General features: G+C 44.4%; 26 protein-coding genes. 25 read left to right on the top strand and 1 reads right to left on the bottom strand.

Annotation, left to right across the window (positions count from 1 at the left end):
- Window positions 1-6: 6 nt before the first annotated feature.
- The 24 genes from sleB (at window position 7) to ACFQ3J_RS09895 (ending at window position 24,043) form a co-directional block, all read left to right on the top strand.
- A complete protein-coding gene (gene sleB, locus ACFQ3J_RS10010; protein WP_091155261.1) occupies window positions 7-855 on the top strand; it encodes a spore cortex-lytic enzyme in 849 nt (282 codons plus the stop codon).
- A gap of 176 nt (window positions 856-1,031) precedes the next feature.
- Entirely contained in the window at window positions 1,032-2,312 is a 1,281-nt protein-coding gene (gene yfmF / locus ACFQ3J_RS10005; RefSeq protein ID WP_251583248.1) for an EF-P 5-aminopentanol modification-associated protein YfmF, read from the top strand.
- A 3-nt stretch (window positions 2,313-2,315) separates the two neighbouring features.
- Window positions 2,316-3,596, top strand: a complete 1,281-nt coding sequence (gene yfmH / locus ACFQ3J_RS10000; RefSeq protein ID WP_251583250.1) for an EF-P 5-aminopentanol modification-associated protein YfmH — start codon at window positions 2,316-2,318, stop codon at window positions 3,594-3,596.
- A complete protein-coding gene (gene ymfI, locus ACFQ3J_RS09995) occupies window positions 3,596-4,366 on the top strand; it encodes an elongation factor P 5-aminopentanone reductase (RefSeq protein ID WP_091155268.1) in 771 nt (256 codons plus the stop codon). The genes yfmH and ymfI overlap by 1 nt, the downstream gene beginning before the upstream one ends.
- 104 nt (window positions 4,367-4,470) lie before the next feature.
- Complete coding sequence (locus ACFQ3J_RS09990) at window positions 4,471-4,725, top strand: DUF3243 domain-containing protein (protein WP_091155269.1); 255 nt, start codon at window positions 4,471-4,473, stop codon at window positions 4,723-4,725.
- A 187-nt stretch (window positions 4,726-4,912) separates the two neighbouring features.
- A complete protein-coding gene (locus ACFQ3J_RS09985) occupies window positions 4,913-5,680 on the top strand; it encodes a DUF3388 domain-containing protein (RefSeq protein ID WP_091155272.1) in 768 nt (255 codons plus the stop codon).
- Window positions 5,681-5,757: 77 nt separating this feature from the next.
- Window positions 5,758-6,738: a helix-turn-helix domain-containing protein gene (locus ACFQ3J_RS09980; RefSeq protein ID WP_251583252.1), complete on the top strand. Its 981-nt coding sequence runs from the start codon at window positions 5,758-5,760 to the stop codon at window positions 6,736-6,738.
- 179 nt (window positions 6,739-6,917) lie between these two features.
- On the top strand, window positions 6,918-7,409 hold the full coding sequence (locus ACFQ3J_RS09975; protein ID WP_091155276.1) for a YajQ family cyclic di-GMP-binding protein: 492 nt from the start codon (window positions 6,918-6,920) through the stop codon (window positions 7,407-7,409).
- A gap of 232 nt (window positions 7,410-7,641) precedes the next feature.
- Window positions 7,642-8,229, top strand: a complete 588-nt coding sequence (gene pgsA / locus ACFQ3J_RS09970) for a CDP-diacylglycerol--glycerol-3-phosphate 3-phosphatidyltransferase (RefSeq protein WP_091155278.1) — start codon at window positions 7,642-7,644, stop codon at window positions 8,227-8,229.
- Between the two features lie 128 nt (window positions 8,230-8,357).
- Window positions 8,358-9,623: a competence/damage-inducible protein A gene (locus tag ACFQ3J_RS09965; protein WP_091155281.1), complete on the top strand. Its 1,266-nt coding sequence runs from the start codon at window positions 8,358-8,360 to the stop codon at window positions 9,621-9,623.
- Window positions 9,624-9,880: 257 nt separating this feature from the next.
- On the top strand, window positions 9,881-10,942 hold the full coding sequence (gene recA, locus ACFQ3J_RS09960; protein WP_091155284.1) for a recombinase RecA: 1,062 nt from the start codon (window positions 9,881-9,883) through the stop codon (window positions 10,940-10,942).
- 222 nt (window positions 10,943-11,164) lie between these two features.
- Window positions 11,165-11,902 (top strand): regulatory protein RecX, encoded by a 738-nt coding sequence (locus ACFQ3J_RS09955; protein WP_251583254.1) that lies wholly within the window; start codon window positions 11,165-11,167, stop codon window positions 11,900-11,902.
- A gap of 317 nt (window positions 11,903-12,219) precedes the next feature.
- Window positions 12,220-13,770: a ribonuclease Y gene (gene rny / locus ACFQ3J_RS09950; RefSeq protein ID WP_091155288.1), complete on the top strand. Its 1,551-nt coding sequence runs from the start codon at window positions 12,220-12,222 to the stop codon at window positions 13,768-13,770.
- A gap of 124 nt (window positions 13,771-13,894) precedes the next feature.
- Window positions 13,895-14,692, top strand: coding sequence for a TIGR00282 family metallophosphoesterase (locus ACFQ3J_RS09945; protein ID WP_091155290.1), 798 nt, complete (start codon window positions 13,895-13,897; stop codon window positions 14,690-14,692).
- Between the two features lie 272 nt (window positions 14,693-14,964).
- Window positions 14,965-15,225: a stage V sporulation protein S gene (locus tag ACFQ3J_RS09940; protein ID WP_019005392.1), complete on the top strand. Its 261-nt coding sequence runs from the start codon at window positions 14,965-14,967 to the stop codon at window positions 15,223-15,225.
- 164 nt (window positions 15,226-15,389) lie between these two features.
- Window positions 15,390-16,355 carry a dipeptidase gene (locus ACFQ3J_RS09935; RefSeq protein ID WP_251583256.1) on the top strand — a complete coding sequence of 322 codons (966 nt, stop codon included), beginning with the start codon at window positions 15,390-15,392 and terminating at the stop codon, window positions 16,353-16,355.
- Window positions 16,356-16,455: 100 nt separating this feature from the next.
- On the top strand, window positions 16,456-17,028 hold the full coding sequence (pduL, locus tag ACFQ3J_RS09930; protein ID WP_091155295.1) for a phosphate propanoyltransferase: 573 nt from the start codon (window positions 16,456-16,458) through the stop codon (window positions 17,026-17,028).
- A gap of 243 nt (window positions 17,029-17,271) precedes the next feature.
- Window positions 17,272-18,825 (top strand): tRNA (N6-isopentenyl adenosine(37)-C2)-methylthiotransferase MiaB, encoded by a 1,554-nt coding sequence (gene miaB / locus ACFQ3J_RS09925; protein WP_251583653.1) that lies wholly within the window; start codon window positions 17,272-17,274, stop codon window positions 18,823-18,825.
- 68 nt (window positions 18,826-18,893) lie between these two features.
- Window positions 18,894-19,343 carry a RicAFT regulatory complex protein RicA family protein gene (locus ACFQ3J_RS09920; RefSeq protein WP_091155299.1) on the top strand — a complete coding sequence of 150 codons (450 nt, stop codon included), beginning with the start codon at window positions 18,894-18,896 and terminating at the stop codon, window positions 19,341-19,343.
- A gap of 148 nt (window positions 19,344-19,491) precedes the next feature.
- On the top strand, window positions 19,492-19,896 hold the full coding sequence (locus ACFQ3J_RS09915; protein ID WP_251583257.1) for a PaaI family thioesterase: 405 nt from the start codon (window positions 19,492-19,494) through the stop codon (window positions 19,894-19,896).
- 106 nt (window positions 19,897-20,002) lie between these two features.
- Entirely contained in the window at window positions 20,003-20,803 is an 801-nt protein-coding gene (locus ACFQ3J_RS09910) for an NUDIX hydrolase (RefSeq protein WP_244533150.1), read from the top strand.
- Between the two features lie 19 nt (window positions 20,804-20,822).
- A complete protein-coding gene (locus ACFQ3J_RS09905; RefSeq protein WP_091155304.1) occupies window positions 20,823-21,386 on the top strand; it encodes a cysteine hydrolase family protein in 564 nt (187 codons plus the stop codon).
- A gap of 51 nt (window positions 21,387-21,437) precedes the next feature.
- A complete protein-coding gene (locus ACFQ3J_RS09900) occupies window positions 21,438-22,883 on the top strand; it encodes a nicotinate phosphoribosyltransferase (RefSeq protein ID WP_091155306.1) in 1,446 nt (481 codons plus the stop codon).
- A gap of 140 nt (window positions 22,884-23,023) precedes the next feature.
- Window positions 23,024-24,043 carry an acrylyl-CoA reductase family protein gene (locus ACFQ3J_RS09895; protein WP_251583259.1) on the top strand — a complete coding sequence of 340 codons (1,020 nt, stop codon included), beginning with the start codon at window positions 23,024-23,026 and terminating at the stop codon, window positions 24,041-24,043.
- Window positions 24,044-24,148: 105 nt separating this feature from the next.
- On the opposite strand, the gene ACFQ3J_RS09890 is transcribed toward ACFQ3J_RS09895, so the two are convergent.
- Window positions 24,149-24,670 (bottom strand): MogA/MoaB family molybdenum cofactor biosynthesis protein, encoded by a 522-nt coding sequence (locus tag ACFQ3J_RS09890; RefSeq protein WP_091159068.1) that lies wholly within the window; start codon window positions 24,668-24,670, stop codon window positions 24,149-24,151.
- Window positions 24,671-24,765: 95 nt separating this feature from the next.
- Between ACFQ3J_RS09890 and ACFQ3J_RS09885 the strand changes: the two genes are divergently transcribed.
- The gene (locus ACFQ3J_RS09885) at window positions 24,766-25,767 is read left to right on the top strand and encodes a CobW family GTP-binding protein (protein ID WP_251583261.1); all 1,002 of its coding nucleotides are present in this window, start codon (window positions 24,766-24,768) and stop codon (window positions 25,765-25,767) included.
- The last annotated feature ends 72 nt before the right edge of the window (window positions 25,768-25,839 follow it).

The raw sequence follows: 25,839 nt of genomic DNA, 5'->3' as shown, positions 1-25,839 counted from the left end.
CTACTCATGCGAAAAATCAATCTATGGATTCTTGCCGGCATCATCTTGATCTCAGCGACTTCATATCGTGTTCTGCTGAAGACAGATCATGAGGTTTCACGAGCTGAATCCAGTATCCAGCATCAACCGCAGGAAGCCGAGGCTATCCCTACTTTTAGTCAGAATGAAGTCAGATACGGCTCGTCCGGAAAGGATGTATATGAGCTACAGGGCCGTCTCAAATATTTGGGTTATTACTATGGTAAAGTAGACAGCGATTTTGGTGAAAAAACCTTGGGATCGGTTAAATGGTTCCAATCCGAATTCGGAATGAAGGCTGATGGAATCGTCGGAGCAAGCACAAAGCTGAAGCTGTATAATGCAACGAAGGATTGGCGTCCAACTGAACCAGGACCAGGGCTTGTCTACTCTGGCGGTGGAGGTAAAGGCGGAAACACAGGACAGGGTAACAACACAGGTGGCACTGATAACAGCATGGGCAGCAACAACTCGCTCGGTCTAACGGAGAATGAGATTAAGCTGATGGCCAATGCAGTATACGGAGAGGCGCGTGGCGAGCCTTTTGAAGGACAGGTCGCGGTGGCTGCGGTTATTTTGAACCGAGTAAAGGCTCCGCAATTTCCGGATACACCTTCAGGCGTAATATTCGAGCCTAGAGCTTTTACAGCAGTTGCTGACGGACAAATTTGGCTCGAGCCAAATGAACAAGCTAGAAAAGCAGTGATGCAAGCAATTGACGGTTGGGATCCAACAGGAGGCTGCTTGTATTACTTCAACCCTAGAACAGCGACCTCGCCTTGGATCTGGACACGCGAGCAAGTAAAGACAATTGGTCAGCATATATTCTGTATGTAAGTTATAGAATGGGGATGACTGGGGCGAACAGCATATAAGCCTACCTTCATGCCGTTTAACTTATATGCTCACTTTGGCAATCGGCGGCATGTCCTCCGGTTGCTTCTGTGCTTTTAGATCGGTTAGAATGATGAGATATAAGAAAATTATGACAAACAATAAAGGGGTTTTGGAACTTGACTAAAACAGGATTTGAACGTGGCAGCAATCAGCATATTCGCATACACGTGCTGCCCACCAAGCGTTTTAAGACGTTTGCCATATCCCTCTATGTAGGGTCACCTCTTAAAGAAGATACCGTTACCAGCACAGCGCTTATTCCCTTTGTGCTTCGCAGAGGAACCGAGTCCTATCCAGAGACGATTCAATTCCGTGAGCAGCTTGAGGAGCTGTATGGGGCGGGATTTGGTTTTGACGTATATAAACGAGGGGATCATCAAATTATCCAATTCCGTATGGATACCATCAATGACTCCTTTGTGCAGAGCAGCGAAAGTTTGCTGGATCGTTCGTTCTCTTTCTTGGGTGAAGTCGTAACAAATCCAGCCAAAGAAAATGGCCAGTTCCGCTCTTCTTATGTTCAAGCCGAACGCGAAACCGTACGCAAGCGCCTCGAATCCATCGTAAATGACAAGATGAGATATGCAGCTGAGCGATGTATTGAAGAGATGTGCAAGAATGAACCTTACCGTCTGCATCCGCTGGGTGAACGCAAAGAACTGGATCACATTAATGCGGCGGCTCTATATTCTTCATATGAAGAGTGGATTAATAATGCCGGAATGGACTTGTATGTTGTTGGGGATACGACGTTCGAAGAGGTAGAGGGCCTCGTTCAGAAATACTTCCATTTGAATCGTGATCATTCTTTTGAATACAAGACGGAAACAGGTCATCATGATCGCCGTGATGTTCAGACCGTAGTAGAAAAATTGAATGTAAGCCAGGGTAAGCTTAATATGGGCCTGCGAACTTCGATTACATACGGAGATGACCAGTACGCTTCAGCACTGACATATAACGGAATACTCGGAGGATATCCACATTCCAAACTCTTCGTTAATGTTCGTGAGAAGCACAGTTTGGCTTACTACGCATCCTCTAGATATGACGGTCACAAAGGTATCGCAACGATTCAATCAGGCATTGAAATTCCTAATTATGAAAAAGCAGTTGAGATTATTCATCAGCAGCTTGCTGATCTGAAGGCAGGGGTCATCAGCGATTTGGAGCTGAATCAGACCAAGGCGATGATCCGTAATTTGCTGAAAGAAATTCAGGATTCTGCGTTTGAGATGATCTCGTATGATTTCAATCGGGTGTTATCCGGCAAGGAACGCACGACGCAGGAGCTGCTGGAACAGATCGAAGCATTATCAAAGTCAGATATCCAGAAGGCAGCGGATACATTTGAGCTGGATACGATTTATTTCTTGAGAGATCAGAAGGGGGAATGACCGGTGGAGAGCATACGGTATGAACACCTGCAGGAAACTTTATATTATGAAGTGATGGACAACGGACTCTCCGTATATGTACTGCCGAAGCCGGGCTTTGAGAAGACCTACGCTACATTTGCGACAAGGTTTGGGTCTGTGGACAATCACTTTAAAGTGGAGGGCAATGAGGAGCAGCGTGTCCCAGATGGGATTGCCCATTTTTTGGAGCATAAAATGTTTGAAGAGCCGGAAGGTGATATTTTTGCTGCCTTCGCTTCCAATGGGGCTTCCGCCAACGCTTTTACGAGCTTTGATCAAACAGTATACCTGTTTTCGGCTACAGAGAATGTCAACAAGAATATCGAAACTTTGATTAATTTTGTGCAAAATCCATATTTCACAGATGAAAATGTCAACAAAGAAAAAGGGATTATCGGTCAGGAAATCAACATGTATAAGGATAATCCAGATTGGCGAGTTTATTTTGGATTAATTGAGGCCATGTTCCAGAAACACCCGGTTCGGATCGATATTGCGGGAACGGTTGATTCCATCAGCACCATTACGAAGGAAACGTTGTACGATTGCTACAATGCATTTTATCATCCGAGCAACATGCTGCTATTTGTTGTAGGCGGTGTAGATGCAGAAGAAGTCATGGACCTTGTCAGGGAGAATCAAGCGAGCAAAAATTATGATAAGCAAGGAAGAATAGAGCGCCTGTTTGATCAAGAGCCGACTGAAGTTGGAGAGAAGCGGCGCGAAGCAAAACTTGCGGTTTCACTACCTAAATGCTTATTTGGTTTCAAAGAAGATACAAAGGGTCTGCGCGGGGAAGAGCTTCTGCGTGAAGATTTGACAACAAGATTGATGATGGATTTGCTATTTGGATCAAGTACAGAGCTTTATCAGAAGCTGTATGATGAAGATTTAATATCTGACGGCTTTGGTCATGAATATAACAGCTCACCTCAGTATCGATTCTCTGCCATCGGAGGGGACACCAAGGATCCTGATCTGCTGCTCTCCCGGGTTCGTGCGGAAGTGGAGGAGATCCAGAAGAGGGGCTTTGATGCAGCTCATTTTGAACGTACACGCAAAAAGAAAATGGGTGGTTACCTTCGAATGCTGAATTCACCCGAGAGTATTGCACATGAATTTACCCGTTATCAATTTAGAGGCGGGGATTTATTTAATGTGCTGCCGATATATGAGTCCATTACACTGAAGGATGTCAACAGACGTCTCAAAGAACATGTGAATTGGGAGCAGTTAGCCATATCATTGGTGGTGAGTCCTTAATGGAGAGAGAAACCGGATCCTTCATGAAGCCTATTCTGGAAACAACGGTTCTGGTTACAGGAGCAAGCAGGGGAATTGGAGCTTCCATAGCAGAACGATTCGCAAGCATTGGCATGAATGTGGTTATTCACTACATGAACTCTCACGAGGCTGCGAATGAAGTGGCGAGACGCTGCATGGATCACGGCGGCAGAATCATGACCGTATCTGCTGATTTGCGGAGCAAGGAACAAATTGAAAGAATGTATGAGAAGCTGGAGCACCATAACATGCTGCCCGATATTCTTGTGAACAATGCGGGAGTGAGTCATTATGGACTGCTGAGTGATGTGTCTGAGGAAGAATGGGACGCGGTTATGGCACTCAATTTAAAGGGTGTGTTCATGTGCACCCAGATGTTTATGCCACACATGATATCACAGCGTTATGGGCGTATTATAAATGTTTCTTCAATTTGGGGAATATCAGGTGCCTCCTGTGAGGTGCTCTATTCAACAACGAAGGGCGGTATCAATGCCTTCACTAAAGCGCTCGCCAAGGAGCTGGCTCCTTCAGGAGTAACAGTTAATGCTGTTGCCCCAGGTGCTGTGGAGACAGAAATGATGCAGTCATTTGATGCGGATGAGATCAAGTCGATTGAAGAGGAGATTCCGGCAGGCAGATTGGCAAAGCCGGATGAAATCTCTTCGCTGGTTTACTTCCTGGCACTGCCCGAGTCGGGTTACATTAATGGTCAGATTATATCGCCGAACGGCGGCTGGCTGACATAACGATCTGTTGTATAAACTCACCAGTATATTAGAAACTTTATCTGCTCATATTAACTACTGCCCACTTTTTAAATCTCATGCTTTGTGCAAAGGAGGATTTAATAATGTCAACAGTAGTGAGTAACTATGATGCATGGAAGAAGTTTCTAGGTGAGCGTGTCGTGCAAGCCGAAAAATTGGGGATGAGCCAAGATGTCATTAACAAATTGGCCTATGAGATTGGTGATTTCCTTGATGAGAAAGTCGATCCTGCTAACCATTCCAACCGCGCATTAAAAGAACTGTGGGATGTTGGCGATGATGAAGAACGTCGCACTATCGCAAAACTTATGGTCAAATTGGCCAAGAAAAATGCATAACTAATGCATAGGAGAGCTCCCGTAAGGGGGCTTTTCTCTAATTGTTACATTCGTGTTCTTGTAATTCATTTTCATTTTATATATCATTAGATAGACCCGTGTTTGATGGATGTCAGATGCAACATTTTTCTTATAAAATGTGCTGATTATGTCGAATGATGAGGAATAAGGCTTCAGAGGTGTTTAAATGGAGTACAAACAGTGGTATATGGAATATAAAATACATAAGAACAGACCTGGTTTGTTGGGAGACATTGCTTCAATGCTGGGTATGCTCGAAGTGAACATTTTGACGATAAACGGAGTCGAGGGCAAAACAAGAGGTATGCTTCTTGAGTCGGACGACGATGAGAAAATAAAGCTTCTTGGAGAAATGCTCAAGAAGGTTAACAATATTACGGTGACTGCGCTCCGTGCGCCGCGGCTTGTCGATATTTTGGCCGTGCGACATGGCAGATATATTGATCGCGATTCTGATGACCGGAAAACGTTCCGTTTTACCCGTGATGAGCTTGGGCTCCTCGTGGACTTTTTGGGTGAAGTATTCAAGAGAGAAGGTAATCATGTCATTGGACTTCGCGGAATGCCGCGAGTGGGTAAGACAGAATCCATTATTGCTGGCAGTGTTTGCGCAATGAAGCGATGGACCTTTGTTTCTTCTACACTCCTTCGTCAAACGATTAGAAGTCAGATGTCTGAGGACGAGATGAACCCGAACAACGTATTTATAATTGATGGTATTGTGAGCACAATAAGATCCAACGAAAAACACTACAATTTGCTGCAAGAGATTATGAATATGCCTAGTACTAAGGTTATTGAGCACCCTGACATTTTTGTTCAGGAATCTGAGTATGACTACAATGATTTTGATATTATTATTGAGCTTCGCAATAATCCGGATGAAGAGATTTTATATGATACATTTACTGCGAATTATACAGACGATCTTTAGGATTAATATGACAATTTAAAGGAATGTGTTTATATATAAGCATCTTAGTGAATACGAAAGAATGAGGAGGAATTGGCATGTCTGAACTGGGTCAGCAGTTGAAGGAGGCCCGGCTGCAAAAAGGATTGAGTCTTGATGACGTTCAAGAGATGACAAAGATTAGAAAGAGGTATCTCGAAGCGATTGAATCAGGTGACTACAAAGTGCTGCCAGGCAGCTTTTATGTACGGGCGTTTATTAAGACCTATGCAGAGACGGTGGGCTTAAATCCTGAGGAGCTGCTGGAAGGTCACAAGAAGGATGTTCCGGTCCCTGAGCAGGAAGCTACCATGGAGCCTGTCATGCAGAAGCGTTCCAGCCGTCCACAAGCAGAACGGAACAATAAATGGCTGTCTATTGTTCTGCCATGGACTTTTTTAGCTTTAATTTTGGTTCTTATTTATTTCTATTGGGTGCCTACCTTAAACCAGGCAGAAGATCCAAACGAGCCATCTACAGGACAAACGGATAATCAGCCTGCGCCGAATACACCTGAGCCTGGGACTGGTGAGGATGCTGAAGAAACAAGTTCTGAAGTAGGTGGCGGCGATCCGAACGGTGAAGAGAATCCGGATGCAACAGCTCCTGAAGAGGGGGCAGGCCAGGAAGAAGAGTCTGTAGAAGATGTTCCTGTTACCGTTACAGAAAGCGGCACTTCAGGCAACATTACGATTTTTGATGTGACGGGCGGAAGTGCGGAAGAGCCAATTACGGTTGAGATCAACGCTTCTGGCGGAAGCTGGCTCGAAGTTTATAAAGGTGAGAATTCGAGCGGAGAACAACTGGTGTATGGCAATACAGTTGCTGGAGATCAGCATAGCTTTGAATTGACTTCAGAGGGGATGTACATTAAGTCAGGCTATGCCCCTGCGACGGAAATTACCGTGAATGGTCAAGTGGTGACTGATGGCAAGACGACGAATCGGATTCTGCTTCAGCTTGCTGAAGGCGAAGGCAGTGAGGATGCCCAAGATGACGCGAACAGCGATAGCGCAGCTGGATCTGAAGACGGTCAGTAAAATAGGACTCATTCCAACATGTACAGCGCATTCGCTGTACATGTTTTTACGAGATATCGTTGCACAAGCTGTGAGGAACATGATTAGACTTCGCATTTATTGTTTCAATATAATGGTACACGAAACAATTTCATATGATTTACACAAGGTCAGATTACATGAAGGGAAGTGTTTTTTACATGAGTTCAGAAAGTTCATTTGATATTGTATCCAAACTCGATTTGGCAGAATTAACGAATGCGGTGACACAGGCAGAGAAAGAAATAGCGAGTCGTTATGATTTTAAGGGGAGCAAGAGCAGCCTGAAGATCGAGAAGGACGCGCTAATTATTGTGTCCGATGATGAATATAAACTGAATGCAGTTATTGATGTCCTTCAATCCAAGATGGTGAAGAGAGGTCTGCCTCTCAAAAATTTGGATTACGGTAAGGTAGAGCCGGCTTCTATGGGAACGGTAAGACAACGTCTTGGCTTCAAGCAAGGAATTGACCAGGACAATGCGAAGAAGATCAACATTCTTATTCGTGATTCCAAACTGAAGGTGAAGAGCCAGATTCAAGGAGATCAAATCCGCGTTACTGGAAAAAGCAAAAATGATCTTCAAGCGATTATTCAATTGCTGCGATCAAGTGATCTTCCGTTGGATCTGCAATTTACGAATATGAAGTAAACCGCTGTTTCTGTTAATTTATCGCCTATAAATGATGCGAAATGAAACGGTTCATTTCGTTCCTCTTAACGTATGTCTTTTTTGACATGTATATTGGTGTATAATATACTCGGTGGGGACTTATACAGACACGAATGTTTGTTATTAACATTACATATCTTAGGCAAAAAAGACTTGGAGCAAGAAGGATGGTTGTTCCTAATAGTACGATGTAAAGGGGAGGCGCTTTTTTTTGAATTTACCTAACCGGATTACACTGGCAAGAATTTTTATGATTCCGGTCATGATGGTGTTCTTGCTTGTTGATTTTGAAATGTATCCGTCGCCGATTCAAATGGGTGAGTATACATTACCGTACAATCAGCTCATTGGAGTGATTATATTCATTATAGCGGCCAGTACAGACGGTATTGATGGATATATCGCCAGAAAGCATAATCTAGTCACGAACCTGGGCAAGCTTCTAGATCCATTGGCAGACAAGCTTCTTATTACTGCCGTGCTCGTATCTTTGGTTGAGATGGGAAGCATTCCTTCATGGATTGCCGTCGTTATTGTGAGCAGAGAGTTTGCGGTTACCGGCCTTCGCCAGATTGCCCTGCTTGACGGTTCTGTCGTTGCTGCGAGCGCTTGGGGAAAAATCAAAACCATCATTCAAATCGTTGCCATATCACTGCTGCTTCTGAACAATTTTCCGTTTGCTTTTATCGGAATACCGATGGATACCATATTAATATGGCTGGCTACTTTGGTTACGATCTACTCAGGTATTGATTATTTCGTGAAGAACAAGCATTTGTTGACACAATCCAAAGCGTGAAAAAATGAAGGACTCTAAGTAAAAGCAATAGGTGATCCTATTGCTTTTTTTAAAAGTTATATTTATGAATCCAAGAAACTTCTTCTAATATAGAAGCTATTTGACACAGAGGAAATGGAGGCATCGTCATGAAAGCAGAAATTATTGCAGTAGGCACAGAGCTGTTGCTTGGACAAATTGTAAATACGAACGCACAATTTTTATCAAAAGAGCTTGCCGCGATCGGTATTGATGTTTATTTTCAAACGGTTGTTGGTGATAATGCACTGCGGATGAAGCAATCGATAGAGACCGCACGAAGCCGGGCTGATATCATTATTTTTTCGGGTGGAATTGGACCGACCCAGGATGATATTACAAAGGATGTTGTAGCTGAATTGCTGGGCAGAGAGCTTCATATCGAACAGCGGTCTCTGGATAAGATTGAGCAAATGTTTACGAGCCGTGGAACCATTATGACCGAGAACAACAAACGTCAAGCGACATTAATAGAAGGAGCAACTCCGCTTACGAACGAGACAGGGCTTGCTCTTGGTAACGCGATTTTCCAAGATGACAAATATTATATTATTTTGCCCGGACCTCCTAAAGAGTTAAAGCCTATGTTTATAAACCAAGCTGTACCATGGCTTCAGCAGCATGCGCTTACCGGTGAGATGCCGATCTACTCTAAAATGCTGAAGTTTGCGGGTATCGGTGAATCTATGCTGGAGGATAAGCTGAAGGATCTTATTTCGGCACAGACAGATCCGACGATTGCTCCTTATGCTGGAGAAGGCGAAGTGACGGTTCGAATCTCTACCAAAGCCGGGAGCGAAAGTGAGGCCATGGTCAAACTGAATGAGCTTGAATTGCAAATTCAACAGCGGTTACCGGAACATTTGTATGCAAGCCATGACATTCCTATTGAGCATGTCATCGTAGAGATGATGGCGGACCGTGAGTTGACCTTGGGGGCTGCAGAGAGCTGTACAGGAGGCCTGCTCATGGAACTTCTGACATCCATACCGGGAAGCGGAACGATGCTTCGTGGCGGGATCGTGTGCTATACAAATGAAATGAAGGAGAAACTGTTGAACGTTCCCCATGCTTATCTCGAAGGGGAAGATGCTCCTGGAGCGGTCAGTCCTGAAGTAGCCAAAGTGCTGGCAGAACAGGTCCGGATGATTACGGATGCTGATTATGGCCTGGCTGTTACGGGGGTAGCTGGACCTGGCTATTCAGAGCGCAAGAAGGTCGGCCTTGTATATATCGGCATTGCGGAGCGTGAAGGGGAAACAGAGATTTACGAACTTAACTTAAGCGGCAACCGGGAGACGATCCGTATTCGTTCAGCCAAAACCCTGCTGTATCGCTTATGGCGCAAGCTTGTCGAGAACGAGAAGCTGGCCTGACGCTTATCCGGACTGTGATATAACGGTTTGACGACCAGCGCTGGAATCAGTATACTGTATATATCGGAAGAACCGAAGCGAACTTGATTTGCGCTGGTTCTTCCTTTTTTATTCTTTTATTTTGAATTTGAAAGTTAGAGAGAGACCGGCGGGCGCCCCGCTCCTCAAAAAAACGAATGTATGTTCTCAAAAAATGCTTGGCAAACGAACACAAAGAGAGTATCATAGAGTTATAAATAAAGAAGGATGTGAGTTTATTGTCAGATCGTCGTGCTGCGCTGGATATGGCGCTCCGTCAAATAGAGAAGCAATTTGGTAAAGGTTCAATTATGAAACTGGGTGAATCAACTCACATGCAAGTCGAAATTGTACCCAGTGGATCAATTGCTTTGGACATTGCATTAGGAACCGGTGGTTTCCCTAGAGGCCGGATTATCGAAATATATGGACCTGAATCTTCTGGTAAAACAACCGTAGCACTTCACGCTATTGCTGAAGTACAGAAGCAAGGTGGACAAGCAGCATTTATCGATGCAGAGCATGCTCTTGATCCACAATATGCTAGAAAGTTAGGCGTTAATATTGATGAATTGCTATTGTCCCAGCCGGATACAGGTGAGCAAGGACTAGAGATTGCAGAGGCGCTCGTACGCAGTGGTGCGGTTGATATCGTTATTATCGACTCTGTAGCTGCACTCGTGCCGAAGGCAGAGATCGAAGGCGATATGGGTGATTCCCACGTTGGTCTTCAAGCGCGTCTGATGTCCCAAGCTCTTCGTAAGCTGTCTGGTGCGATTAGCAAATCGAAGACAATTGCGATCTTTATTAACCAGCTTCGCGAGAAGGTCGGCATCATGTTTGGTAACCCAGAGACAACTCCTGGTGGCCGTGCGCTTAAATTCTATTCAACTGTACGTCTTGACGTACGCCGTGTAGAGAGCATCAAGATGGGGAACGATGTTGTCGGGAACCGAACTCGGATTAAGGTTGTGAAGAATAAGGTTGCTCCTCCATTTAAGCAAGCAGAAGTTGATATTATGTATGGTGAAGGGATTTCCAGAGAAGGAAGTCTGCTCGACATCGCTACAGAATACAACATCGTGGACAAGAGCGGTGCTTGGTATTCCTATAACGGTGATCGCTTAGGTCAAGGCCGTGAGAATTCGAAGCAGTTCTTGAAGGAGAATCCTGAGCTTACACAAACGATTGAGTTGAAAGTGCGTGAAGCAAGTAATTTGACAACCACCGTTCCAGCTCAGTCTGACGTTGATAAAGCGAAGGAAGCTGAAGAAGAACAGGAATTGTTTGAAATAGAATAAATGTTTGATTTGATTATTGTTCTCGATATTGTGAGGCTTAGGTCGTGCAATGACGAGTCAAGTATTGAATTGAATCTGCAATGCAATCAACCGCTGATGTCGGTTATATAGTGTTCTTTTGATTTAGATTTTCTGTAAACCGCAGCTCACTTGATCTGCGGTTTTTTGTCTAGTTTTACAGCTGCACTACAAATTTAGTTATGAGGAAGTGAGAGACACAGGATGAACGACAATTACGAGCAGGATATGAACCAGGACATAGAGCGGGGTGTCTCCCATTTTCCTAATGAATCACTGGAAATAACTCGTGTAGAGAAGCTGCGAGGGCGTGAAGCGAGGTATATGATATCATTTGGAAAGTATGAGCTGTCTGTACTGGAAGACGTGATGATTAAATACCGGATGATTAAAGGGAATTCATTTCATAAAACGGAGCTTGAAGAAATTGTTATAGCTGATGAGAAGCAGCGAGCTTATGTGCAAAGTCTAAAATTCCTCGAGCGGAAACCGCGAACAAGGCACGAGATGACACAGAAGCTAAAGCAAAAGGAATATATGGATTCAATTATTGAAGATGTACTATTAAGACTAGAGCGAGAAAGGCTGATCGATGACGAATTCTATGCAAAAGAATGGGCTAGACAGCGTATTTCCAATCATCGAAAGGGGAAACTGTGGGTAGGACAGGAGCTCCGGCAAAAAGGAATCGCTAAAGATCATATTCAGCTTGCTCTTGGTGAAGTCAGTGTAGAAGAAGAATGGGACAGCGCGATGACTGCTGGACGCAAAAAGTGGGACCAGGTTAAAGGTGACATGCTCGAGAAGAAGCGTAAAACCTATCCATTCTTAATGCGTCGTGGATATTCTGGAGAGGTGACGAGGAAGGTTATCGGACAGCTTCAAACCCAGTATGCGGATGAGCATGCCGGTGAAGTGGATGAAGAAGAAATGATGGACTAGGACAGTCCATACCATAAAAAGCGCATTCTCTTGACAATTTCTTAACACGAATACTAAAATGTACATGAGTCCATACACGAATAAGTATTTTTTCCTTCCAAAAAAATTTCTTGTTCGACCTTCGTATGGTCCTCATGTTTAATGATGTAAGACCATCCTTTGTCGATGGTAATATGTACATGCACTGTGTGTACAACAAGAAGACGGTGATTGCGACCGTTTCCATTTTTTTTGTAAAATGTGTAAGATTCGAACACAACAATTGCAAATATCCCAAGGATAAATCCCTTGGAGGAATCAACGAGGAGGTGAACATAATGGGTGGTGTAGACATCTTGATTCTCGTTGTTGCCGCTTTAGCTACTGGGGTTATTGGGTTCCTTGCCGGATATTTTATTCGCAAATCTTTAGCTGAGGCTAAAATTTCTAGCGCTGAAGAAGCTGCTGTCCAAATCGTAGAGAACGCGAGAAAGGACGCAGAGGCGCTGAAGAAAGAAACGGTACTTGAAGCAAAGGACGAAGTCCATCGTGTACGTACCGAAGCTGAAAAAGACATTCGTGAGCGTCGAAATGAAGTTCAACGACAAGAAAGACGATTGTTGCAAAAGGAAGAGTCGCTGGATAAAAAATTGGAGTCCTTGGAACGCAAAGAAGAACAAGTGGCCAACAAAGAGAAACGTATTGATGAAACACAGCAACAAATTGAAATGATCTACAAGAGTCAGGTTGCTGAGCTTGAACGAATTTCCAATCTGACGATGGAGGATGCGAGAAGCATCATCTTGTCTAACGTAGAGCAAGAGGTTCGACTGGAAACAGCTCAGATGATTAAAGAGATTGAACAGCAGGCGAAGGAAGAAGCTGACAAGAAATCTCGTGAAATTATTACCTTGGCGATTCAGCGTTGTGCAGCGGACCATGTTGCGGAAACAACGGTTTCTGTTGTAACTCTGCCTAACGAAGAAATGAAGGGCCGTATTATTGGTCGTGAAGGCCGTAATATCCGTGCTCTTGAAACCCTTACTGGAATTGACCTCATTATCGATGATACACCGGAAGCTGTTATACTGTCCGGATTCGATCCGATTCGCCGTGAGATTGCCCGCACTGCCTTGGAGAAATTGGTGGCTGATGGCCGTATTCATCCAGCTCGAATTGAAGAGATGGTTGAGAAGTCTCGCAAAGAGGTGGATGAACGTATTCGTGAGTATGGAGAACAAGCTACATTCGAAGTTGGAGTGCATGGTCTTCATCCGGATCTGATCAAAATTTTGGGCCGTTTGAAATTCCGTACAAGTTATGGACAGAACGTACTGAAGCATTCGATGGAAGTCGCATATTTAACAGGGCTTATGGCTGGAGAGCTTGGCGAAGACATCGTGCTTGCCAAACGTGCCGGGCTCCTTCATGATATTGGTAAAGCACTGGATCACGAGGTGGAAGGCTCACACGTGGAAATTGGTGTGGAGCTGGCGAAGAAATACAAAGAACATCCGGTTGTGATCAACAGTATTGCCTCTCACCATGGAGATGCGGAAGCAACTTCAGTGATTGCGATGCTGGTGGGTGCAGCGGACGCTCTATCTGCAGCAAGACCAGGTGCACGTCGTGAAACGCTCGAAACCTACATCAAGCGACTGGAGAAGCTCGAAGCGATCTCGGAATCGTTTGAAGGTGTTGAGAAATCGTATGCGATTCAAGCGGGGCGTGAGATTCGTGTTATGGTACAACCAGACAAAATTGATGATGCAGAGTCGTTCCGCTTAGCTCGAGATATTTCCAAAATGATCGAGAATGAGCTGGATTACCCTGGACACATCAAGGTTACGGTACTTAGAGAAACGCGTGCAGTGGAATATGCTAAATAAGGATTTTGCATATGCATAATCCTGAAATAAGAATGAACGTAAGAAAGTGGCCGGATAACGGCCACTTTTCTAATTCATAGATGATTCTTGATTCATTAATTGGGTTAATAAGGAGGCAACGCACATTAAGGTTTTATTCATAGGTGACATTGTAGGCAGCGTTGGTCGTACAGCAGTGAAAGAGAATTTACCTTATTTGAAATCGAAATATAATCCTCACATCATTATTGCCAATGGTGAGAATGCAGCGTCTGGCCGCGGTATTACACAAGCGATTGCCAGACAATTTTTCGATTGGGGAATTCACGGCATTACCATGGGAAATCACACATGGGATAATCGGGATATCTTCGAGTTCATTGAGAATGAGCCACGTTTGATTCGGCCGGCTAATTTCCCGGATAACACGACTCCAGGCAACGGTCACGCGGTAATTAAGGCAAACGGCAAAGAACTAGCGATCGTTAATCTCCAAGGCCGTACCTTTTTGCCGCCACTGGATTGTCCCTTCCGCAAAGCAGATGAACTGGTGGATGAACTCAGGAAGAAACACCAGTGCATTCTTGTCGACTTCCATGCCGAAGCCACTTCAGAGAAGATTGCGATGGGCTGGTATCTTGACGGAAGAGCATCAATCGTTGTGGGGACGCACACACATGTCCAGAGCAATGATGAACGGATCTTGCCAGAAGGAACTGCCATCATAACGGACGTTGGGATGGTAGGGCCTAGAGACGGCATACTCGGCATGCAGCGGGATGCTGTACTACAGAAATTCCTGACGGGCCTGCCGGTTCGATTCAATGTGGATGAAGGTAAGTGGCATTTCCATGCGGTGGTCGTTGAGATCGAGGAGTCGACCGGTAGAGCAGTGAAGATCGAGAAGATCAGACTAATGGAAGACGAGTGGCGCATGGAATAAAGGCTGCTCCTAACAAAGTGGAGCCTTCGTCTTCACCATACAGTGCATCATGTGATGGGCTGTAAAAAAGAAGGAATTTTTTCGTATCTCGCGAATAACATTTATTAGAGTCTGTTCAAGAAAAAAGATCGCGCCGATGTATTGAAACGGACTTCCGTGCTAACAAAAAGGAACGTGGATCAAGCTGTTCAAGTTGCTGCATTTGTCACATGTTTGTTGGACCATGCATTTGAAAACATTCCATCATCCTATTCCCAGGGGAGGTACTTATCATGGAAGTATTAAAAGTTTCAGCCAAGTCCAATCCGAATTCAGTCGCAGGTGCATTAGCCGGTGTTCTCAGAGAAAGAGGAAATGCTGAGTTGCAGGCGATTGGAGCGGGAGCTCTTAATCAAGCGATAAAAGCAGTTGCCATTGCCCGGGGATTCGTGGCACCGAGCGGAGTTGATCTGATCTGTATTCCTGCCTTCACGGACATCGTCATTGACGGGGAGGATCGAACAGCCATTAAACTAATTGTTGAGCCGAGATAGCAATGCTGATTCCTTACTAGTCTTGAAGCCTGTTTGCCGTTGTGCAAACAGGCTTTTTTGCATAAGCAAATTTATATCAGCAGCCAGAAATAAATAGGTTGGTTACACTTCAACACTGCATATATAGATAGGAAGTGTTTAATCCTGATCAAGGAGAGACCCTCATGCCGAATCATATACCTGTGGTTGACATGCATTGTGATGTGCTCAGCAAAATCCAAATGAATTCTGAGCTTCAATTTTTAAACGGCCCTGGCCTCGATGTAACGCAGAAGCGACTCGAAGAAGGTAATGTCATTCTCCAAACCTTTGCAATATATTTATCTGAGAAACTAGGAATTCTAAGATTTGAACATATTATGAAGCAAATCGAGATTTACAATCAGCTCGGTTTGAGGTTAGTGCAATCCAGAGAAGATGTGTCTTATCTTCGGAAGCAGCTCAACAATCTGAGGGGCGGACAATGGGGACTTCTATCACTCGAAGGTGTTGACGGACTGGAGGGGAACCTCTATTATTTGGAGCTGTGCTACCGGCTTGGTGTGCGTTTTATAGGGATCACATGGAACTATGCCAATTGGGCAGCAGATGGAATTCTGGAAGTGAGAAATGGAGGCTTCACGAACAAAGGCAGGACTCTCATTCAGAGATGTAATGAAATCGGAATGCTGATGGATGTTTCACATTTGTCAGAAACGGGATTTTGGGAGCTTGCTGATGCTTCATCTCGGCCTTTTATCGCGTCACACTCTAATGCAAGAAGTATTTGCCCGCATCCTAGAAATTTGACGAATGATCAGATTCGGGCTGTCATCGCCCTGGATGGAAGAATTGGAATGACCTTCGTTCCATGGTTTATCAAGGAGAAGGGACCTGTGAATGCCTCAGATCTATTGAAGCATATTGAACGAGTCTGTGAGCTTGGGGGAGAGAAGCATTTGATGTTCGGGTCTGATTTTGATGGAATACATGAGTGGATACAGGGTCTGGAGCATTCCGGCACATATCCGGAACTCGTCAACTTGCTGCTAAAGCATTATCCGGAATCGGTCGTACGGGGTTTCATGTATGACAATATTTTGTCATTTATGGAGGAAAATTTGAATTCTAAGGAACTGTGTAGCGATTAAAGTCATCCGAAATGTCAGGATGACTTTTCATTTTGCGCTTAATATGGGTATAATAATGGATGGAGTATTACAGATAGAGAGACAAGGAGTGTTTGTAAACATGAGTAAAACTGTAACTGTAGGCGTATCAGCACGCCACATCCATTTGACCCAAGAGCACATTGAGGTGCTGTTTGGCGCTGGATACCAATTGACTGAATTTAAACCATTGTCTCAGCCTGGACAATTTGCAGCAAATGAGACTGTTGCTGTTATCGGTACGAAAGGTCAATTCGATAAAGTACGTATTCTCGGACCTGCTCGTCCTGCGAGCCAGCTTGAGATTTCCCGTACAGATTCCTTTGCAATTGGTATCAAAGCACCTGTTCGCGAATCCGGCTCGATTGATGGAACACCAGGCGTCACATTGAAAGGTCCAGCGGGTGAGGTTACACTTGAAGAAGGCGTAATTGTTGCAGCACGCCACATTCATTTCCATACTTCTGATGCTGAGAAATGGAACATTAAGGACAAGGATATGCTGAAGGTTCGTCTCGGAGGCGAGCGCGGTTTGGTTCTTGAAAATGTGATCGCCCGTGTATCTGATTCCTTTGCACTGGATATGCACATTGATACAGATGAAGCGAATGCCGCTGGAGCTAAAACTGGCGACGTAGCTGAAATTATTGATTAATAGTAAATAGAAGATTGTGATAAGAGGGTTGTTCACTCTGGATTTTTTTTCAGAGGGACAACCCTCATTTTCTTTTTACGCGAATCAAATTCCTAATACCCCGAGAGACGGAATGTGGATATGCTTATTAAAGCATGTTATAATTTGGTGTAATGCCTTTTTTGAAAGTGAAGGCGCGTGTGTGTCAATCATTAATGTTTATCATTGTGAAATAGATTCAGCGTAAGGAGTGACCGTGTGACCATGGCGAAAGAGAAGAAAGATTACTCCAAATATTTTGATTTTTCGGATGCGAAAGTCATTTCAGAAGATGAATTTGGTAAGAAAATACGAATTCGGGGACGGGAAATCAATATCATTTCGGAGCCTGACCATAGACGTGAGAAGCAACGGGGTAAAGAAGACATCCAGGTTATTTATGATAGCGCAGTTCCCGAAGAGATGAGAACCATCGGCAAAGGGAAGCATTATCTTGTATATACCTATGGCTGTCAAATGAATGAGCACGACTCAGAAACGATCAAGGGTATTCTGGAGGAAATGGGTTACCAGCCTACAGAGGATCGCAAAGAGGCGGATATTATTCTGCTCAATACCTGTGCCATTCGTGAGAATGCGGAAGATAAAGTGTTTGGAGAGCTTGGCCATTTGAAGCATCTGAAGACAGAGAAGCCAGATCTTCTGCTCGGCGTATGCGGTTGTATGTCTCAGGAAGAAACTGTAGTAAATCGAATTCTCCAAAAGCATGGTTTTGTAGATATGATCTTTGGTACTCATAATATTCACAGACTGCCGCACCTCATTAATGATGCGTTCTTCAGTAAAGAAATGGTAGTTGAAGTTTGGTCCAAAGAAGGCGATATTATTGAGAATATGCCCAAGAAGCGTCAAGGAATGCGGGCATGGGTCAACATTATGTACGGCTGTGACAAATTCTGTACATACTGCATCGTACCATTTACGCGTGGTAAGGAGCGGAGCCGCCGTCCAGAGGATGTTATAGCTGAAGTTCGGGATCTTGCTCGTCAAGGCTTCAAAGAGATCACATTGCTCGGGCAAAACGTGAACGCTTACGGAAAAGACTTCACGGATATTAAATACGGCTTCGGTGATCTCATGGATGAGATTCGCAAGATTGATATTCCACGGGTCAGATTCACGACTTCACATCCACGTGATTTCGATGATCATCTGATTGAAGTTCTTGCTAAGGGCGGTAACTTAGTAGAGCATATTCACTTGCCTGTTCAATCCGGCAGTACTGCGGTTCTGAAGAAAATGAGCCGCAAGTATACACGAGAGCGTTATTTGGAGCTCGCAAGCAAAATTAAACAATCGATTCCGAATGCCGTACTCACAACGGATATTATTGTTGGCTTTCCGGGTGAGACAGATGAGCAATTTGAAGAAACATTGTCGCTCGTGCGGGAAGTGGGATATGATTTTGCCTACACTTTCATTTATTCTCCACGCGAGGGAACACCAGCGGCGGTCATGGAAGACAACATACCGATGGAGGTTAAGAAGGAACGGCTGCAGCGCCTGAACAGAGCAGTTCAGGAGTACAGCTATGAGGCTCATGAGCGGATGAAGGGACAAGTCGTGGAGGTTCTTGTAGAGGGCGAAAGTAAGAATAATGAAGCCGTGCTCTCAGGACGGACACGCGGCAACAAGCTTGTTCACTTTGAAGGGTCCAAAGATTTGATCGGGACTTTTGTACAAATACAAATTACAGACGCTAAATCATGGTATATTAAAGGTGAACTTGTGACTCTGTCTCAAGCAGCGAACCAGTAACCAACCCTTAACATAACAACTTGATATTGCACTATGAGAAAATCAAATCAGGAATGGAGCGATCATTCATGGCAGAGGATAGAGTTAAAGTCAATCAATATGGTATGCCTTCATTTAATACGCGAGATCTCATTATACGCGATGATATAATGCATAAGGCAAAAGAACTGGCCGATCTTATCGGCACTAGTGAAGAAGTGCAGCATTTTAAACAGGCGGAGCTTAAGATACGAGAGCATGAGCGAGTTCAAGGCCTGATACAGAAGATGAAGAAAAAGCAAAAAGAAATAGTCGCGTTCGAATCGTTTCAAAATAAAGAAATGGTTGAAAAAATTGAACGTGAGATTGAGGAGCTTCAGGATGAAATTGACAACATTCCGCTGGTCACGGAATTTCAGCAAAGTCAGAGTGATATCAATTATTTACTGCAGCTTGTCATTTCAGTAATACATGATACCGTGTCGGAAAAAGTAAATGTCGAGACGGGTACGGAAGCTCCTCCGTCAAGTTGTAACTAAAGACAAGAGTGCGGAATTTTCAAAATTCCCGCGCTCTTTTTACGTATTGCAACAAGCTGCACCGAACACTTATCATCAAATAGGATATAGAAGGTATCATGAAAATGATTCAGGGAATTCTAATTTTACCATCTAAGGGGGAACATTCATGAATATCGTAGAAGACATGATTAAGGATGCTGATGAACGCTTCTGGGGATTACTCGGATGCAGGCTTGTCAGTGCAACAGAAGACGGAATTACAATAGCAATAACGGCTGAGAAGAAGCATACGAATTCAATGGGTATCATTCACGGCGGAGTACTGTCTTCATTAATGGATCAAGCGATGGGAATGGTTGCCGTTCAGGCCAAGCAGCTGGATAACTGTGTCACAACCAATCTAAATATTCATTATCTCGCACCGATGCGAGAAGGAGAATTAATTGTAACAGCTAAAGTCATCCACGAAGCGGGAAGGAGTCTGACCACTACTGCAGAAGTAAGAAATGCGGAAGGGGTAATTGGATGTATGGCAACTGCATCCTTCCGTTTGGTTATACCTAAGAAATAGAAGGGTCAGCATGTAAATGATATCGATAGCTTTTGGGTAAGGTTGACAAACAGTATCATGATGTCATAATGAAAATATCAAAATGAAATCATAGCGGTGATAATCCATGAATGAAGAACTATACCTGAAAGAACAGGAAGAAGATCGATCCGTACCCGCTGGTCAGAAGAAGAAATACCGAACACCGGATGGTGTACCGGCAGATATTGTCATGTTTACACTCACGAAGCGTGAACGCAAGACCGTAACCAAGACACTCCCAATCCGTGAATTGAAAGTGATGCTGATTAAGCGTAAATCTTGGCCTTTCGCAGGTAAATGGGCTTTGCCGGGTGGTTTTTGCCAGGAGAACGAATCTATTTATGATGCTGCAAAGCGAGAGCTGATGGAAGAAACCGGGGTCGATGGCGGTCATCTCGAATATTTGGGTGTTTACAGCCAGCCGGGCCGGGATCCGCGGGGGTGGATCATCTCCCATGCTTTTTTTGCGCTTGTTGAGGAATGGATGCTGGAACATAGACAAGCTGCGGATGATGCAGAGGATGTCGGCTTGTTTACGATTCAGGAAGCATTAAATAAATTGGAGCTCGGATTCGATCATAGAACCATTATTGAAGATGCTTACAAAAGAATTCAGCAGCAAATGCTGCAAACGACGATCGCCAGACAGTTCCTGCCTCAGCATTTCACTTTAAGCGAGCTATATCAGGTTATACAAAGTGTAGTGCCGGATTTTGAAGAACCTAATTTCATTCGTAAAATTACATCAACTCGAAGCCGTCAGGGGATAATTGAAGACGTCAGGGATGAAGAAGGAAATCCAGTCAGTTCTAATCAATATTCTCAGCGGCCAGCACAGCTGTATCGCTTCACAGAGCTTGTGCCGAGATTATCTATTTATACTTGATATCTAAGGAGTGAAGAATATGAGAGCTCTGATTGTTATTGATTATACGAACGATTTTGTGAATGGCAAACTTCCAGTTGGAGAACCCGGGATGGCAATTGAACAAGCCGTAGTGCAAATAACGAAGCAATTTATCGAGAATCATGAGCTGGTTGTAATGGCTGTTGATCTGCATGAAGAGAATGATCCTTACCATCCCGAGACGAAGCTGTTTCCTCCTCATAATCTGCGGGACACGGAAGGAAGACAGCTCTATGGAGAGCTTGCGGCCGTTTATGAATCGAACAAGAGCTCGATCTATTGGATGGACAAGACAAGGTACAGCTCTTTTGCGGGCACCAATCTTGAGCTGAAGCTGCGCGAGCGTGGAATTACAGAGGTTTACTTGATTGGGGTATGTACCGATATTTGTGTGCTTCATACGGCTGTGGACGCCTACAATAAAGGCTTTTCGATTACTGTGTACGAGGATGCCGTAGCCAGCTTTAATGAGGCGGGGCATGTTTGGGCACTCGGTCATTTTAAAAGCAGCCTCGGGGCTGAGGTATTAACGTTTAACAATAAAGAGGATACGGACCTCTAACCATATGAATTTGTTTTGGCTTTTTTTAACGGCCTTGAGAGGATGAGTTAGATGCAAACGATTAGCCTGGCTTTACATACGGATAAATATCAAATTAATATGATGTATGCTCATTGGGTAAATGGAACACACAAGCGCAAAGCGGTATTTGAAGCCTATTTCCGCAAGCTCCCGTTCAAGAACGGGTATGCAGTGTTTGCCGGCCTGGAGCGAATTGTACGTTATATTAGCAATCTTCGCTTTACAATGGAGGATATTAAATATTTGTCCAGCCAGGAAGAGAATTATGACCCTGCTTTTTTGGAGGAGCTGCTCCAATTTTCTTTTCAGGGTACCATCTATTCCATGAAAGAAGGAGCCATGGTGTTTCCGGATGAGCCGCTGATTCGCGTCGAAGGAAACATTATGGAAACACAGCTGGTAGAGACGGCAATCTTGAATTTTATGAATTATCAAACCCTGATTGCAACCAAAGCGTCCAGAATTAAGCAAGTATCTGGTAATGATGCTCTGCTTGAATTTGGGACTAGGCGGGCACAGGAGGCCGATGCAGCGATATGGGGAGCACGTGCAGCCTATGTTGCTGGGTTTGATGCGACTTCCAATATGCTCGCAGGGGAACAGTTCGGTATTCCGACAGCAGGCACGCATGCACATTCCTGGGTACAGAGCTTTGAGACAGAGCAGGAGGCTTTTGACGCATATGCCAAAGTCATGCCCGATCAGGTCACACTGCTGGTGGATACATTCGATACCTTGGGAAGCGGTGTTCCGCATGCCATTGCTACGGCCAAGATGCTGGAAGCCCAGGGCAAGAAAATGAATGCGATCAGACTCGACAGCGGGGATCTTGCGTACTTGTCCATTCAAGCACGCAAGATGTTGGATGATGCAGGTCTGCATTATGTCAGGATCGTCGCTTCCAATGATCTGGATGAGCATACGATCTTCAACTTGAAAGCGCAAGGTGCCAGAATTGACACTTGGGGTGTGGGAACACAATTAATTACTGCTGCGGACCAGCCTTCACTAGGTGGAGTTTACAAGCTTGTGGAGCGGGAAATGAACGGAAAGATGGAGCCAACCATTAAAATCTCGGCCAATCCGGAAAAGGTGACGACGCCAGGAAAAAAAGAAGTATACCGTTTAATTGATCCCGAGACGAATAAAGCGATTGCGGATTATATCTCCTATCCCAATGATGAACAGCCCAAAGAGCAGCAAGCACTGGAGCTGTTTAATCCGGTTCACCCATACATTAAGAAAAAAGTTAAAAAGTATAATGCGGTTAATATGCTTGAACCTATATTCGTGAATGGGCGGAGAGTATATGAGCTTCCAACCCTGGAGCAGATTAGAGCGTATCATCGTGAGCAGCAGGAAATGTTCTGGCCGGAATACCTTAGAAAATTAAATCCTGAAATTTATCGGGTTCATATTAGCCCTGCAGCGTGGAATTTGAAACAAAAAATGCTGGCGGAATATATACAGTCATAAGGCGCTATAACTATTTTAATAGAACACCTTCCCAAACTGAATTATATTAGGTAGAGGGAAGGTGTTTTGATTCGTTCCGCGGATAAAGGGTAATGGATAATCTATTTTTTCTGACCACTATTTAGGAAGGGGACATGACAATGAACAGCCCAGATATCAAAACTCCGTTTAAAGCTTATGTCGTTTGCAAAGACGAAGAAGGCTTCAGAGCGGGTATAGAGGAGCTGACTCTTTCGGACCTTCCGGAAGAAGCAGTAACCATACAGGTGGAGTATTCCAGTGTGAACTATAAGGATGGTTTGGCAAGCACAGAAAATGGTAAAGTGGTAAGAGCTTATCCTATCATACCAGGGATTGATCTTGCGGGCACCGTCGTTTCTTCTACTGATGATCGCTTCAAGCAAGGCGACAAAGTACTAGCTACAGGCTATGGGCTTGGTGTTCAGCATGATGGAGGATATAGTCCTTATGCGAAGCTTCCGGCAGACTGGTTAGTTCCACTACCGGAAGGGCTGACAACAAAGGAAGCGATGGCTATTGGAACCGCCGGATTTACATCGGCCATGTCTGTAGAGGCCCTGCTTCAAGCGGGTGTTACGCCAGAAATGGGACCGATCCTCGTTTCGGGTGCAAGCGGTGGTGTAGGTTCGATGGCGATCTCCATCTTGGCCCAGCTTGGATTTGATGTTATCGCTAGTACAGGGAAGAAGAATAATGAAGAACAGCTCCTCAGACAACTAGGAGCAAATGAAGTGATTTCACGAGAGGATGCTTATCAAAAAGATAAAGGCGCATTGTCGCCTGAGCGATTTGCCGGTGTCATTGATCCGGTTGGCGGATCTGCTCTGAATTCAGTGCTTGCTTCAGTTCAATATGGAGGGGCTGTGGCCTTATCGGGCATGACCGGAGGGAATACGTTTGAATCAACGGTATTTCCGTTTATTTTGAGAGGTGTTTCGCTGGTTGGGATTGATTCTGTATATTGTCCTCAGAATAGGAGATTGAAGCTATGGAAACTGCTGGGGAAGGAATGGAAGCCGGAGACCGCACTTTCCCAAGGAGTTAACGAAATTACCCTTGAAGAGCTGCCACATACTTTGTCACGGATCCTAGAAGGAAGAGCTGTAGGCAGATCGGTTGTTAGGCTGAATGAAGCCTAAGTAGGCTGATTATTGATTAGAATGATAAAAAAACAGGATCGCTCATGGCATATAATTAGCATCCTGTTTTCTTTATGTCTAAATAGAGTTACAATTACTTTCAGATCACTTGATCTTGTATATTTCGCGCATGACATGACCAAGCTCGGGTGCAATAATGCGTGTTATGGCGAGCTTGACGGCTCCGGTTGAACCTGGCATAGAGAATATCGCTTTGGAGCCAATGACACCTGCCACAGCACGGCTTAATATAGCTGCAGTACCAATATCCTCTGCAAAGCTAAGGTATCTGAAGATTTCTCCAAAGCCGGGAAGCTCTTTGTCAAGCAAAGAATGTACAGCTTCATATGTATTATCTCGAGGTGAGATCCCTGTGCCACCAGTCAGTAGAATGGCTTCAATATCATCTCGAATAACCGCTTGATGGATCACGGATTGTATAGTGGGTGTATCGTCAGGGATAATGATATCATCGACGACAGTGTAACCGGCATCACGCAGAAGCTGCTGCATGAGTTGTCCGCCGGTATCCGTATCCTTAGTGCGGGTATCCGATACCGTAATTACCATGCACTGGACTGTCTCAGGTGCCTCATTGCGGTGCTCTTGGACAGAATTCATTTCGATCAGCCCTCCAGTATATTCTATCCTAACAATAGACGATATAAGAGAAGTAAGCAACGCTAGATTCAAGATCAACATATATCTAGAAAGGATTTATTATGATGATGAAACAAGAACAGACGCTATCAGCTCCGATCCCCGTATATATTCTGTCTGGATTTTTAGGAAGCGGCAAAACAACACTGCTAGTGAAGCTGATTGAATATTGGAAAAGTCAAAACCTCACTACCGCTGTTGTCATGAACGAGCTGGGGGAGGTTAATCTAGACGGCAAATTAATTGATCAGCGTGTACCTATGGCTGAGCTGCTCGGCGGATGTATCTGTTGCTCTGTCCGAGACAATCTCGGTATTGAGCTGGTCCAGCTGGTACAGAATACATCGCCTGATGTCGTTGTCATTGAAGCGACAGGCGTCGCAAATCCTATCGAAATATTGGACGGACTTGCTGATACATCCCTCTACGTGACGCTAGATGTGAAAGGCATCATCTCAGTGGTTGACAGTATTCATTTATTGGAAACGTACCGCCTGCAGAAAGGCAAAACATTCCGGCTCATGCAAGAGCAGATCCGTGCTGCCTCCATCCTTCTTCTGAACAAAATAGATCGGATTGAAGAAAAGGATCAGCCTGAATTACTCAGCCTGGTAAAGGAATGGAATGAGCATGCATCTGTACATTTTACAGAACATTGCAATATCGATCCGGTACTTCTAGCAGAGGACGCCAGCTGCCCGGTAAATCCTGAGAGAGAAGTTTCCGCCTCCCAAGCTCAGAAAGAGCATCAGCTTCACCACTCACATAATCATGTTATGGTTTACACTCATTATTTTAACTGCAAGATTAATAGCGTATTGTTTGAGCAATGGCTGAGGGAGCTGCCGCGTGACATCTACAGAGCTAAGGGCATTGTTCATTTTTCCGATACAGGCAGCCGCTTCTTGTTTCAGTATGCTTACCGTGAACCGGACTTTACCAAGCTGGGTCCAGAAGAAGAGCTAAAGGATGTCGGTGTATTTATAGGTGAGCATTTTTCGAAAACAGAGCTGATTCAGCTGCTGCAGCAGCTTGAAGAAGAAAGTTCAAAGATTAAATCATAAAAAGTCGAATTCAGAGGAAAGTTATTGCATATTGATTATCATACCGATCTTACGGGTAATAGAATGAAAATG

Source organism: Paenibacillus provencensis, from assembly GCF_042678545.1.
Lineage (GTDB): Bacteria > Bacillota > Bacilli > Paenibacillales > Paenibacillaceae > Paenibacillus > Paenibacillus provencensis.
Note: the sequence above shows the minus strand (reverse complement) of the source record. Positions and strands in the feature narration are given on the sequence as shown.